The sequence below is a fragment of the Streptomyces sp. NPDC055239 genome (assembly GCF_053606205.1).
Map to the genome: position 1 here is coordinate 561,780 of NZ_JBSGRD010000002.1, position 12,281 is coordinate 574,060.

Consider the following 12,281-nt stretch of genomic DNA (forward strand, 5'->3'; position numbering starts at 1 on the left):
CCGAACAAGGGGGTTGTCGTGGAACTCGCCCAAGTGCGGCTGCTCGTAACGGACTTCAGTGCCTGCTACTGCTTTTACGCCGATGTCCTCGGCCTCAAGCCGCAGTCGGGGGCGGTGGAAGGGCCGTACGAGAAATTCAGCCCGGCGATCGGCTCCGCCGGGATCGCGCTCCAGGACCGCTCGATGATGGCCGAGATCCTCGACGAGGTGGAGGAGCCCGCGACCGGCCACCGCTCACTCGTGGTGCTGCGCGTCGACGACCTCGACGCGTACTGCGCGGGGATCGTCGAGCGCGGCGGGACCATCGCCCAGGGGCCCGCGCCGCTGACGGACCGCATGCGGGTGGCCCATCTCAAGGACCCGGAAGGGAACTTGGTGGAGTTGCAGGAGTGGCTGCTGCTGCGCGGTTGAGGCAGTCGTCGAACAGGACCCACCCGTCGAGATCCCGCGATGATCCGTCGGCCCCTCGCGGCAGCAGCCCGCGCGTTTCCGCCGCGTCGACGAGCAGGCGGACGGCTCCGGGCTCGTAAAGGTTGAGCCACTTCAGGTCGACGCCGTCCTCGGCCCTGTCCACGAGGGAGCCGTCCTCCTGGCAGCCCTCGGAGATGACGCGCCCGGACCCTTCCCTGAAGACGATCGCCGTACGGAAGCGGCTGCCCTCGCGGTACAGGGTCAGGACGTAACGGCAGTCCGCGCCGCCCTTGCCTGCGGCGCTGCCGTGGCGGTGCCGGAACGACCACAGGTAGGCGGTGCGGTCGTCGACGACAAGACGCCGGAGTCTGCGGTTGTTTCCCATGCGGGGAGGGTAGGGGCGAGGGCAGGTGTCCGGCGCGTTCTTTTCCGCGGGGGCACACGTTCCACCGCGTCCGGAGTGGACGCAAAGGCGACTATCGTCAGGCCGCTCGCGCTGGCACTCTGCCGCCTATGGGGGCATTGAGGCGCATACGTGATCGTGCGGCGGACGTCAGCGGACGGCGCCGACAGGTGCTGTTCGCCGTCGGGTTCGCGGGGGCGGCGGTGATCGGGGTCGCCGCGTGCGAGCCCGTCGACGAGGGCACGAACACCTCGGCCGTCGCGGTCACCACCGACGACTTGGCGACGAAGGAGCTGGAGCGGCAGAATCTCGACGTGCTCTGGATCAGCTGCACCGCCCGCTACAAGGACAGGGTCACACCGTCCAGCGGTGAGTCGGGGCAGAACACCGACGTCACCGTCGACTGCCAGGGGCAGGCCAGGACCGGGAAGGGTTCCGACGACACCAGCAACATCACCGTCAAGGGCACGGTGTGGTCCGTCGTCGACGGACACTGTGTGCGCGGGAACCTGACCGCCAAGGTCGAGGACAAGGTGTGGTTCCACGTCAACGTGCTCGGCGACTGCTCCGGAGGCGACAACGGGAGCGACAACGGGAACGACAACGGAAGCGACAACGGGAACGACAACGGGAACGACAACGGCGACAATGGAGGCGGTAACGGCGGTTGGGACAATGGCGGAGGCAACGGCGGCGATCAGTCGGATCAGCCGCCCACGGCGACCGTCACCGTGACCGAGACGCCCGCCCCGCCGTCGCAGGAGCCCAATCCGACGTGCTCGTGCTTCAAGGGCAAATGAACCGTGCCGGCTCGACCCCGCTCGACCGCGTGAACAGGCAAGTGATCCAAAACCCTGACCGGCTCCGCCGCGGCTGCCTAGGCTGGCTTTGTGACACTGACTGGGCACTCTGCGTATCTCCGGTTTCCCCATCTGCGCGGCGAGTTGGTCGCCTTCACGGCTGAGGACGACGTCTGGGTCGCGCCCCTCGACGGCGGTCGGGCGTGGCGCGTCAGCGCCGACAACATGCCCGTGCACCACCCCCGCATCTCCCCGGACGGGACGACCGTCGCCTGGACGTCCACCCGTGACGGCGCCCCCGAGGTGCATGTCGCGCCGGTCGACGGCGGCTCCTCCAGGCGTCTGACGTACTGGGGGAGTTCGCGTACGTCAGTGCGGGGCTGGACCCCGGACGGACAGGTCCTCGCGATCAGCACCTACGGCAAGGCCTCGCTGCGCCGCAGCTGGGCGCGGGCCGTACCGCTGGACGGCGGGCCCGCGGACACCCTGCCGTACGGCATCGTGGGCGATGTCGCGCACGGCCCCGAGGACGGCCAGGCCCTGCTGCTCTCCGCGCCGATGGGGCGCGAGGCCGCCTGGTGGAAGCGGTACCGGGGCGGTACGGCGGGCAAGCTGTGGATCCGGCGCGGGGCCGCGGACTTCGTACGCGTTCATGAAGAGCTCGACGGGAACATCGAGTACCCGCTGTGGGTGGGGGAGCGCATCGCCTTCCTCTCCGACCACGAAGGTGTCGGCGCCGTCTACTCTTCGCTGCCCGACGGGTCCGACCTGCGTCGGCACACCGGTATCGACGGCTTCTACGCCCGGCACGCCGCGACCGACGGCACGCGGGTCGTGTACGCGTCGGCGGGTGAGCTCTGGCTCCTCGACGACCTGGTGGACGCCGAGCCGCGCCGCGTCGGCATCCGCCTCGGCGGCCAGCGCACCGACCTCCAGCCGTTCCCCGTGAGCGCGGCGCGCTGGTTCGGAGCCGCCGCCCCCGACCACACCGGGCGGGGCAGCGCCGTCTCCGTGCGCGGCGGCGTGCACTGGGTGACCCACCGCGAGGGGCCCGCCCGCGCGCTCGCCGTCGAGCACGGGGTGCGTGCGCGGCTGCCGCGTACGTTCCGTGTCGACGGCGAGGAACACGTCGTCTGGGTGACGGACGCGGAGGGCGACGACGCACTCCAGTTCGCGCCCGCCACGGGGCTCTCGCCGGGGGCGACGCCGCGCAGGATCGCCGCCGGGCAGCTGGGCAGAGTGCTCGGGCTCGCCATGGCGCCCGACGGCAGCAGAGCCGCCGTCGCCTCGCACGACGGCCGTGTGCTGCTCGTGGAGCGGGAGAGCGGGGAGGTGCGCGAGGTCGATCGCGGGGAGCACGGCGATGCCACCGGGCTCGTCTTCTCGCCGGACTCGGCCTGGCTCGCGTGGTCGCATCCGGGGCCGCGCCCGCTGCGGCAGCTGAAGCTGGCGAACACCGCTGATCTGTCCGTTTCCGAGGCGACGCCGCTGCGCTTCCGCGACTACGCGCCCGCGTTCACCCTCGACGGCAAGCATCTGGCGTTCCTGTCCGCGCGGGCCTTCGACCCCGTCTACGACGAGCACGTATTCGACCTGGCCTTCGTCGGGGGATCGCGGCCGTATCTGATCACGCTGGCGGCGACTACGCCCTCCCCCTTCGGGCCGCAGCGGCACGGACGCCCCTTCGAGGCACCCGACAAGGACGAGACCCCGGACAGCGAGGGCTCGCCCGTCACGCGCATCGACCTGGACGGGCTCGCGGACCGCATCGTGCCGTTCCCGGTCGAGGCCGCGCGCTACTCCACCCTGCGGGCCGCCAAGGACGGTGTCCTGTGGCTGCGGCACCCCGTGCGGGGCGTCCTGGGCGCCTCCCGCGCGACCCCGTCGGACCCCGACCCGCAGACCGAGCTCGAACGCTACGACCTCGTCCAGCAGCGCATCGAGGAACTGTCGTCGGACGCCGACCACTTCGCCGTCAGTGGTGACGGCAAGCGGGTGCTGCTGTGGGCCGACGGGAAGCTGAAGGTCGTGCCGAGCGACCGGCGTGCGTCCGGTGACGAGAGCTCCGACTCGAACATCACCGTGGACCTCACGCGGGTCAGACAGACGGTCGATCCGGCTGCCGAGTGGCGCCAGATGTACGACGAGGCCGGGCGGCTGATGCGGGACAACTTCTGGCGGCCCGACCTGGGAGGGATCGACTGGGACGGCGTACTGGACCGCTACCGTCCGGTGCTCGACCGGGTGGCCACGCACGACGACCTCGTGGACTTGTTGTGGGAAGTCGCCGGAGAGCTGGGGACGTCGCACGCGTACGTGATCGGGGGCGGGGCCTGGGGAAGTTCGTCCGTACGGCAGGGGCTGCTCGGTGCGGACATCTCGCGGGGCGAGGACGGGGCGTGGCGGATCGACCGGGTCCTCCCGTCCGAGACGTCGGACCCGTCCGCCCGCTCGCCCCTCGCCGCGCCCGGGGTCGCCGTGCGGGCCGGGGACGCGTTGCTGGCGATCGCGGGGCGGCCGGTCGATCCGGTGACGGGGCCGGGGCCGTTGCTGGTGGGTACGGCGGGGAAGCCGGTGGAGCTTACGGTGTCGCCCGCGGGTGGGGGTGACCCGCGCCACGCGGTGGTCATCCCTGTCGATGACGAGGAGCCGTTGCGGTACCACGCGTGGGTGGTGGACCGGCGTGCGTACGTCCACGAGCGGTCCGGGGGGCGGCTGGGGTATCTGCACGTGCCGGACATGCAGGCGCCCGGGTGGGCGCAGATCCACCGGGACCTGCGGGTGGAGGTGGCGCGGGACGGGCTCGTGGTGGACGTGCGCGAGAACCGTGGCGGCCACACGTCGCAGCTGGTGGTGGAGAAACTCGCCCGGAAGATCGTGGGCTGGGACCTGCCGAGGGGCTCGCAGCCCTACAGCTACCCGGCGGACGCGCCCCGGGGCCCTGTCGTCGCTGTCGCCAACGAGTTCTCCGGTTCCGACGGGGACATCGTGAACGCGGCGATCAAGGCCCTTGGGATCGGGCCCGTGGTGGGGACGCGGACGTGGGGCGGGGTGATCGGGATCGACAGCCGGTACCGCTTGGTGGACGGGACGCTGGTGACGCAGCCGAAGTACGCGTTCTGGCTGGAGGGGTACGGGTGGGGCGTCGAGAACTACGGCGTGGACCCGGACGTGGAGGTGGTGACGACCCCGGAGGACTACGCGTCGGGCCGCGACCCCCAGCTGGACGAGGCGATCCGCCTGGCGCTCGCCGCCCTGGAGGAAACTCCGGCGAAGGTGGCTCCGGAGCTGCCGGGTAGCTGAGGCGGGGTGCGGTGTCGCTCCGTCTTGGGGGCGGGGCCGCGCCGGGATGTCCGTCCTCGCCATCCGCTGGTGTACGTCTGTCTGCTTCGGCTGGGGAGTGCCGCGAACCGTGCTCCGGGCGGAAATCCCGGCACACCCCCTCGCGTCTCGATGCCGACTGCGGGTGGGGTGGGGGCGTGCCCCGGCGGCTGGGGCTCGTCGCGCCCCCTACCGAGGTCCACCGCCCCACCTTCGCCTGCACGGATCGCCCACCCCGACCTGCTGTACGGGCGCCCCCCGGCCCCACCCGCCCCGGCTGCTGTACGCGCATCCCACCCCCACCCTCTGGCGTCGCGGGGCAATCGGGCGGGTGGGCGGGGAAGGTTTGTTCGTTCAGGGGTTGATGCGGGGTGATCGGGCGGGTGGGAGAGGTCTGTTCGGGAAGGATGGGGTGCCGGGGGCTGAGGGGAGGGGCTGGGCGTGGGCGCAGCCCGGATAGCATGCGGGGGCAAGTGAATCGGTGAGAAGCGGAGGCGCAGCAATGGCGGGAGAACCGCAGGCAGACTGCCTGTTCTGCAAGATCGTCGCAGGTGACGTACCCGCGACCCTCGTGAGGGAGACGGACACGACCGTCGCCTTCCGCGACATCAACCCGCAGGCCCCCACCCACGTACTGGTCATCCCCAAGGCCCACTACCCGGACGCCGCCACCCTCGCCGCCGCCGAACCCGCCATCGCCGCCGACGTCCTCCGCGAGGCCGGCGAGGTCGCCGCAGAGGAGAAGGCGGAGAGCTACCGCATCGTCTTCAACACCGGCGCCGGCGCGGGCCAGACCGTCTTCCACGCGCACGCCCACGTCCTCGGCGGACGCGGCCTGCAGTGGCCCCCGGGATAACGCACCTTGTCCGTACGTGAATTGGTGGTCCTGGGTACCGCCAGCCAGGTCCCCACCCGGCACCGCAACCACAACGGCTACGTCCTGCTCTGGGACGGCCAGGGCATCCTCTTCGACCCCGGCGAGGGCACGCAGCGGCAGATGCTGCGTGCCGGGGTCGCCGCGCACGACCTGCACCGGATCTGCGTCACGCACTTCCATGGTGATCACTCCCTGGGGCTGCCCGGCGTCATCCAGCGGATCAATCTGGACCGCGTCCCGCACGACGTGACCGTGCACTTCCCGCGCTCCGGTCAGCACTTCTTCGACCGGCTGCGGTACTCCACCGCCTATCGCGAGACTGTCCAGCTCGTCGTCGAACCGGTCGCGGGAGATGGGCAGTTGGCCCGTACTCCCTCCTATGCCCTCGATGCCGTCAAGCTCTCGCATCCCGTCGAGTCCTTCGGCTATCGGATCACCGAGCCCGACGGGCGGCGGATACTCCCCGAGCTGCTCGCCGAGCGCGGCATCGCGGGACCCGACGTGGGCCGCCTCCAGCGCGACGGCGTACTGCGGGGCGTCACGCTCGACGAGGTGAGCGTGGTCCGGCGCGGACAGCGGTTCGCCTTCGTGATGGACACCCGGCTCTGCGACGGCGTCCACGCCCTCGCCGACGGCTGCGACATGCTCGTCATCGAGTCCACCTTCCTGGACGAGGACGAGCAGCTCGCACTCGATCATGGGCATCTGACCGTGGGGCAGGCCGCCAGGGTCGCCGTGGACTCCGGTGTGCGGCACCTCGTACTGACCCACTTCAGCCAGCGCTACCCCGACCCCGGCGTTTTCGAGCAGCAGGCCCGGGACGCCGGATTCGACGGTGAACTCACCGTCGCACAAGACCTGTTGCGTGTACCTCTGCCCAAACGAACCACCTGAGTGAGCCGCCGTCATGCCCCTTCCCAAAGCCGAACTCCACCTCCACATCGAGGGGACGCTCGAACCCGAGCTCGCCTTCGCCCTCGCCGCCCGCAACGGCCTCACCCTCCCGTACGCGGACACCGAAGAGCTGCGCAAGGCCTATCTCTTCGACGATCTGCAGTCCTTCCTTGATCTGTACTACGGGCTGATGGCTGTGCTGCGGACCGAGGAAGACTTCGAGGAGCTCGCCGACGCCTATCTGGCGCGCGCCGCTCAGCAGGGCGTACGGCACGCTGAGATCTTCTTCGACCCGCAGGCGCACATGGTGCGCGGCGTCGCCATCGGCACCGTGATCGAGGGACTCGGGCGCGCCCTGGAGCGCAGCGAGGAGCGGCACGGGATCTCCACCCGGCTCATCATGTGTTTCCTGAGGGACCAGTCCGCCGAATCGGCTCTGGAGACCCTGGAGGCCGCCAAGCCGCACCTGGACCGGATCATCGGCGTCGGGCTCGACTCCGCCGAGGTCGGGCACCCGCCCGCCAAGTTCCGCGAGGTGTACGAGGCCGCCGCCGCGCTCGGCCTGCGCCGGGTCGCCCACGCGGGCGAGGAAGGCCCGCCCGCGTACATCACGGAAGCCCTGGACGTGCTCGGTGCCGAGCGCATCGACCATGGGCTGCGGTGCGTCGAGGACCCGGAGCTCGTGGAGCGCCTCGTGCGCGAGCGGATTCCGCTCACGCTCTGCCCGCTGTCCAACGTCCGGCTGCGCGCCATCGACGTACTCGAAGAGCATCCGTTGGCGCGGATGATGGACGCCGGGCTGCTGTGCACGGTCAACTCCGACGACCCGGCGTACTTCGGGGGCTATGTCGACGACACCTTCCACGCCGTACGGGAAGCCCTCGGGCTCGACCAGGAGCTGCTGCGGGAGCTCGCCCGCAACTCCTTCGAGGCGTCCTTCCTCGACGGAAGCGCGGAGGACGAGGCGCTGCGTGCCCGGTACCTCGCCGAGGTCGCGGCGTATTCGTTCGACTGATCGTTCGGGGCGGAGTCAACGCGTGCGTGCCGCGCGCGAACGCCGGACGGGCTTGAACTCAGCTCGTCCGGCATTCGAGCCCCGATGGGCTTCGTCCGTTACGTTGCCTGCATGGTCGTACCTCTCAAACCCAGCATCGACCCGCTCAAGGCAAGCCGCAGAGCAGGCGATCCGCCCTGTGACGTCTTCCTCACCGGGACGGTCTTCCTCGACATCATCTTCACCGGCCTCGACTCCGCGCCCGTACGCGGCACCGAGTCCTGGGCGCGCGGGATGGGGTCGAGCCCCGGCGGCGTGGCCAATATGGCGACCGCGCTCGCGCGGCTCGGCCTGCGCACCTCGCTCGCGGCGGCCTTCGGGGACGACCACTACGGCGAGTACTGCTGGGACGCGCTCGAACAGGGCGAGGGCATCGACCTCCAGACGTCGCGCACCGTGCCCGGCTGGCACTCCCCGGTGACCGTCTCCATGGCGTACGAGGGTGAGCGGACCATGGTCAGCCACGGCCACGAGCCGCCGCCCGACGCCGATTCCCCGGACGGCGGCGCCCCGGAGTGCCCGCCACGCGCGCGTGCCGCCGTGACCTCCCTGACGCCCGGCACGCGCGCGCCGTGGATCGCCGAGGCCGCCCGCACGGGCACGCGGATCTTCGCCGACGTCGGATGGGACGACACAGGGCGCTGGGATCTGGCGGGGCTCGCGGACCTGGAGCACTGCGAGGCGTTCCTGCCGAACGCGGAGGAGGCCATGCGGTACACCCGGACCCAGTGCCCCCGCGCCGCAGCCCGTGCGCTGACCGAGCACGTACCGCTCGCCGTGGTGACGCTGGGTGCGGAAGGGGCGTACGCGGTGGACGGCAGGACCGGCGAGACCGCCGAGGTTCCGGCCATCGCGGTGGAGGCCCTCGATCCCACGGGGGCCGGTGATGTCTTCGTGGCGGGCTTCGTGACCGGCACCCTCGCCGGGTGGCCCCTCGCGGACCGGCTCGCCTTCGCGGGGCTCACGGCGGCGCTCTCGGTGCAGGAGTTCGGGGGGTCCCTCTCGGCGCCGGGCTGGGCGGAGGTCGCCACGTGGTGGCGGACCGTGCGCGAGGTCGACGACCAGGACCCGGTGGCGCTGCGGCGGTACGGATTCCTGGAGGGCATGCTTCCGGAGGCCACTCGTCCCTGGCCGCTGCGGCGGGCCGTGCCCACGATCGGGTTCAGGTCGGCGTAACAGGTCGTACAGCTGTGCGTCACCGGAGTGGAAAAGCCCTACGGCGGTGACAGTGGGGCGTCGTACTCTTGGCAGTGCAAGGCTGTCGAGCGGCCACCAAGCCCCGCATGAGGAGGATGAGCAGGCCTAAGTGCCGGCCCATGACTCAGACACCCACAGCTCGTACCCCTGCCCAGGGCCAGTCGCGAGCACATTTCACCGTCCCGGCCAACCACCCGATGGTGACGGTGCTCGGTTCCGGAGACGCCCTGTTGCGCGTGATCGAGAAGGCCTTCCCGGCGGCCGACATCCATGTCCGGGGCAATGAGATCAGCGCTGTCGGTGACGCCCATGAAGTCACCCTCATCCAGCGTTTGTTCGACGAGATGATGCTGGTGCTCCGCACCGGTCAGCCGATGACGGAGGACGCAGTGGAACGCTCGATCGCCATGCTCAGGGCGGACGAGGCGGGGGAGGGCGACGGTCCGGAGACCCCGGCCGAGGTCCTCACGCAGAACATCCTCTCGTCCCGCGGCCGCACGATCCGCCCCAAGACGCTCAACCAGAAGCGGTACGTCGACGCCATCGACAAGAACACCATCGTCTTCGGCATCGGCCCCGCGGGCACCGGCAAGACGTACCTCGCCATGGCCAAGGCCGTGCAGGCGCTCCAGGCCAAGCAGGTCAACCGCATCATCCTGACCCGCCCCGCCGTCGAGGCCGGCGAGCGTCTCGGCTTCCTGCCGGGCACGCTCTACGAGAAGATCGACCCGTATCTGCGGCCGCTGTACGACGCGCTGCACGACATGCTCGACCCGGACTCCATTCCGCGGTTGATGGCGGCGGGGACCATTGAGGTCGCCCCGCTCGCGTACATGCGCGGTCGCACGCTCAATGACGCGTTCATCATCCTGGACGAGGCGCAGAACACCAGCGTCGAGCAGATGAAGATGTTCCTCACGCGCCTCGGCTTCGAGTCGAAGATCGTGATCACGGGCGACGTCACCCAGGTCGACCTGCCGAACGGCACCAAGTCGGGGCTGCGGCAGGTCCAGGACATCCTGGAGGGCATCGACGAGGTGCACTTCTCGCGGCTCACGTCCCACGATGTCGTACGGCACAAGCTGGTCGGCCGTATCGTCGACGCGTACGAGAAGTACGACGACAGTCAGCAGAACAAGAAAAACGGGAAGTAGCGGAAGCCGCACCATGTCGATCGACGTCAACAACGAATCCGGAACCGAGGTCGACGAGCAGGCGATCCTCGACATCGCCCGCTACGCCCTCGCGCGGATGCGCATCCACCCGCTCTCCGAGCTCTCGGTGATCGTCGTGGACACCGACGCCATGGAGCAGCTCCACATTCAGTGGATGGACCTGCCGGGACCGACAGATGTCATGTCGTTCCCGATGGACGAGCTGCGCCCGCCCGCCAAGGACGAGGAGGAGGCCCCGCAGGGCCTCCTCGGCGACATCGTGCTCTGCCCCGAGGTCGCCCTCAGGCAGGGCAAGGAAGCGCCCACCGAGCACTCCATGGACGAGGAGCTCCAGCTGCTCACCGTCCACGGAGTGCTTCACCTGCTCGGGTACGACCATGAGGAGCCGGACGAGAAGGCCGAGATGTTCGGCCTCCAGGCGGCCATTGTCGACGGCTGGCGCGGTGAGAACGGCCTGACCGGGCCCTCTCCGGCGCCCACCGTCTCGTAACCCCATGAGCTTCCAGCTGATCGCGGGCGCCGTCGCCCTTGTCGTCGTCGCCTGGCTCGCGGCCTGTGCCGAGGCGGGCATCGCCCGTACCTCCAGCTTCCGGGCGGAGGAGTCGGTCCGCTCCGGGCGGCGCGGCAGCGCGAAACTCGCGCAGGTCGCCGCCGACCCCACCCGCTATCTGAACGTGGCGCTGCTCGTGCGCGTCGCGTGCGAGATGGCGGCGGCGTCCCTGGTGACGTACGCCTGCCTGAAGGAGTTCGACGAGACCTGGCAGGCGCTCGCCGTCGCCATCGCGGTGATGGTCCTCGTGTCGTACGTGGCCGTGGGCGTCTCGCCGCGCACCATCGGGCGCCAGCATCCGCTCAACACGGCCACGGCCGCCGCGTACGTCCTGCTGCCGCTGGCCCGCATCATGGGCCCGATCCCGCCGCTCCTGATCCTCATCGGCAACGCGCTCACGCCCGGCAAGGGCTTCAGGCGCGGCCCGTTCGCCTCCGAGGCCGAGCTGCGCGCGATGGTCGACCTCGCCGAGAAGGAATCCCTCATCGAGGACGACGAGCGCCGCATGGTGCACTCCGTCTTCGAGCTCGGGGACACCCTCGTGCGTGAAGTCATGGTGCCCCGGACGGACTTGGTCGCCATCGAGCGCTTCAAGACCATCCGGCAGGCGCTGACGCTCGCGCTGCGGTCCGGTTTCTCGCGGATCCCGGTGACGGGCGAGAGCGAGGACGACATCGTGGGCATGGTCTATTTGAAGGACCTGGCCCGTAAGACGCACATCAACCGCGACAGCGAGTCGGAACTGGTGTCGACGGCGATGCGTCCCGCGACCTTCGTGCCCGACACGAAGAACGCGGGTGACCTGCTGCGCGAGATGCAGCAGGAGCGCAATCACGTCGCCGTCGTCATCGACGAGTACGGCGGCACGGCAGGGATCGTCACCATCGAGGACATCCTCGAAGAGATCGTCGGCGAGATCACCGACGAGTACGACCGTGAACTGCCGCCCGTCGAGGAACTCGACGACGGCTGCTACCGCGTCACCGCGCGCCTGGACATCGGTGACCTCGGCGAGCTCTTCGGGCTCGACGAGTTCGACGACGAGGACGTGGAGACGGTGGGCGGCCTGCTCGCCAAGGCGCTCGGCCGGGTGCCGATCGCCGACGCGTCGGCGCTTGTCCCGCTGCCGGACGGCCGACAGCTGCGGCTGACCGCGGAGTCCGCAGCCGGGCGCCGGAACAAGATCGTGACGGTGCTCGTGGAGCCGGTCGCGCCTGAGGGCGCGGAGAAGGAGACTTCGGCGTGAAACCGCAGGAACTGCGCGCGTTCTGCTTGTCCTTCAACGACGTGGTCGAGGAGTTTCCGTTCGGTCCTGACGCCTCGGTGTTCAAGGTTGCGGGGAAGATGTTCGCGCTCAGCACCCTGGACGCGACGCCGTTGACCGTGAACCTGAAGTGCGATCCCGACATCGCGGTCCAGCTGCGGGCCGCGCACCCGGAGATCGCGCCGGGGTGGCACATGAACAAGCGCCACTGGAACACCGTGACGGTCGACGCGAAACTCCCGGACCAGCAGGTCCGGGAGCTCGTCGAGGATTCGTACGACCTGGTGGTGGCCGGGCTTCCGAAGGCGCAACGCCTGCGGCTCGACCGCCCCTAG

General features: G+C 70.2%; 12 protein-coding genes. 11 read left to right on the plus strand and 1 reads right to left on the minus strand.

What is annotated here, in order from left to right; translation table 11 throughout:
- Nucleotides 1-18 precede the first annotated feature (18 nt).
- Nucleotides 19-411 (plus strand): VOC family protein, encoded by a 393-nt coding sequence (locus ACWFRJ_RS08660; protein WP_453525904.1) that lies wholly within the window; start codon nt 19-21, stop codon nt 409-411.
- Here the strand turns inward: ACWFRJ_RS08660 and ACWFRJ_RS08665 are convergent.
- The gene (locus ACWFRJ_RS08665) at nt 353-796 is read right to left on the minus strand and encodes a hypothetical protein (protein WP_453525907.1); all 444 of its coding nucleotides are present in this window, start codon (nt 794-796) and stop codon (nt 353-355) included. The genes ACWFRJ_RS08660 and ACWFRJ_RS08665 overlap by 59 nt on opposite strands.
- Nucleotides 797-924: 128 nt before the next feature.
- On the opposite strand from ACWFRJ_RS08665, the gene ACWFRJ_RS08670 reads away from it, so the two are divergent.
- From ACWFRJ_RS08670 to ACWFRJ_RS08715, 10 genes are all read left to right on the plus strand, one after another.
- Nucleotides 925-1,614, plus strand: a complete 690-nt coding sequence (locus ACWFRJ_RS08670; RefSeq protein ID WP_453525909.1) for a hypothetical protein — start codon at nt 925-927, stop codon at nt 1,612-1,614.
- A gap of 96 nt (nt 1,615-1,710) precedes the next feature.
- On the plus strand, nt 1,711-4,917 hold the full coding sequence (locus ACWFRJ_RS08675) for a S41 family peptidase (protein ID WP_453527127.1): 3,207 nt from the start codon (nt 1,711-1,713) through the stop codon (nt 4,915-4,917).
- A gap of 520 nt (nt 4,918-5,437) precedes the next feature.
- Nucleotides 5,438-5,791: a histidine triad nucleotide-binding protein gene (locus ACWFRJ_RS08680; RefSeq protein WP_389907273.1), complete on the plus strand. Its 354-nt coding sequence runs from the start codon at nt 5,438-5,440 to the stop codon at nt 5,789-5,791.
- Between the two features lie 6 nt (nt 5,792-5,797).
- Nucleotides 5,798-6,706: a ribonuclease Z gene (locus tag ACWFRJ_RS08685; RefSeq protein WP_453525912.1), complete on the plus strand. Its 909-nt coding sequence runs from the start codon at nt 5,798-5,800 to the stop codon at nt 6,704-6,706.
- Between the two features lie 13 nt (nt 6,707-6,719).
- A complete protein-coding gene (locus ACWFRJ_RS08690) occupies nt 6,720-7,721 on the plus strand; it encodes an adenosine deaminase (RefSeq protein WP_453525915.1) in 1,002 nt (333 codons plus the stop codon).
- Nucleotides 7,722-7,832: 111 nt separating this feature from the next.
- Entirely contained in the window at nt 7,833-8,936 is a 1,104-nt protein-coding gene (locus ACWFRJ_RS08695) for a carbohydrate kinase family protein (RefSeq protein ID WP_453525918.1), read from the plus strand.
- Between the two features lie 140 nt (nt 8,937-9,076).
- The gene (locus ACWFRJ_RS08700) at nt 9,077-10,111 is read left to right on the plus strand and encodes a PhoH family protein (protein ID WP_453525921.1); all 1,035 of its coding nucleotides are present in this window, start codon (nt 9,077-9,079) and stop codon (nt 10,109-10,111) included.
- Between the two features lie 13 nt (nt 10,112-10,124).
- On the plus strand, nt 10,125-10,622 hold the full coding sequence (ybeY, locus tag ACWFRJ_RS08705; RefSeq protein ID WP_453525924.1) for an rRNA maturation RNase YbeY: 498 nt from the start codon (nt 10,125-10,127) through the stop codon (nt 10,620-10,622).
- Nucleotides 10,623-10,626: 4 nt separating this feature from the next.
- Entirely contained in the window at nt 10,627-11,928 is a 1,302-nt protein-coding gene (locus ACWFRJ_RS08710; RefSeq protein WP_453525927.1) for a hemolysin family protein, read from the plus strand.
- Nucleotides 11,925-12,281 carry an MmcQ/YjbR family DNA-binding protein gene (locus ACWFRJ_RS08715; protein WP_453525930.1) on the plus strand — a complete coding sequence of 119 codons (357 nt, stop codon included), beginning with the start codon at nt 11,925-11,927 and terminating at the stop codon, nt 12,279-12,281. The genes ACWFRJ_RS08710 and ACWFRJ_RS08715 overlap by 4 nt, the downstream gene beginning before the upstream one ends.

Bases quoted from the DNA above. Each gene is read 5' to 3' on its own strand.
- ACWFRJ_RS08665 (WP_453525907.1), bottom strand. From the start codon at position 796: ATGGGAAACAACCGCAGACTCCGGCGTCTTGTCGTCGACGACCGCACC.
- ACWFRJ_RS08670 (WP_453525909.1), top strand. From the start codon at position 925: ATGGGGGCATTGAGGCGCATACGTGATCGTGCGGCGGACGTCAGCGGA.
- ACWFRJ_RS08680 (WP_389907273.1), top strand. From the start codon at position 5,438: ATGGCGGGAGAACCGCAGGCAGACTGCCTGTTCTGCAAGATCGTCGCA.
- ACWFRJ_RS08690 (WP_453525915.1), top strand. From the start codon at position 6,720: ATGCCCCTTCCCAAAGCCGAACTCCACCTCCACATCGAGGGGACGCTC.
- ACWFRJ_RS08695 (WP_453525918.1), top strand. From the start codon at position 7,833: ATGGTCGTACCTCTCAAACCCAGCATCGACCCGCTCAAGGCAAGCCGC.
- ACWFRJ_RS08700 (WP_453525921.1), top strand. From the start codon at position 9,077: ATGACTCAGACACCCACAGCTCGTACCCCTGCCCAGGGCCAGTCGCGA.
- ybeY (WP_453525924.1), top strand. From the start codon at position 10,125: ATGTCGATCGACGTCAACAACGAATCCGGAACCGAGGTCGACGAGCAG.
- ACWFRJ_RS08710 (WP_453525927.1), top strand. From the start codon at position 10,627: ATGAGCTTCCAGCTGATCGCGGGCGCCGTCGCCCTTGTCGTCGTCGCC.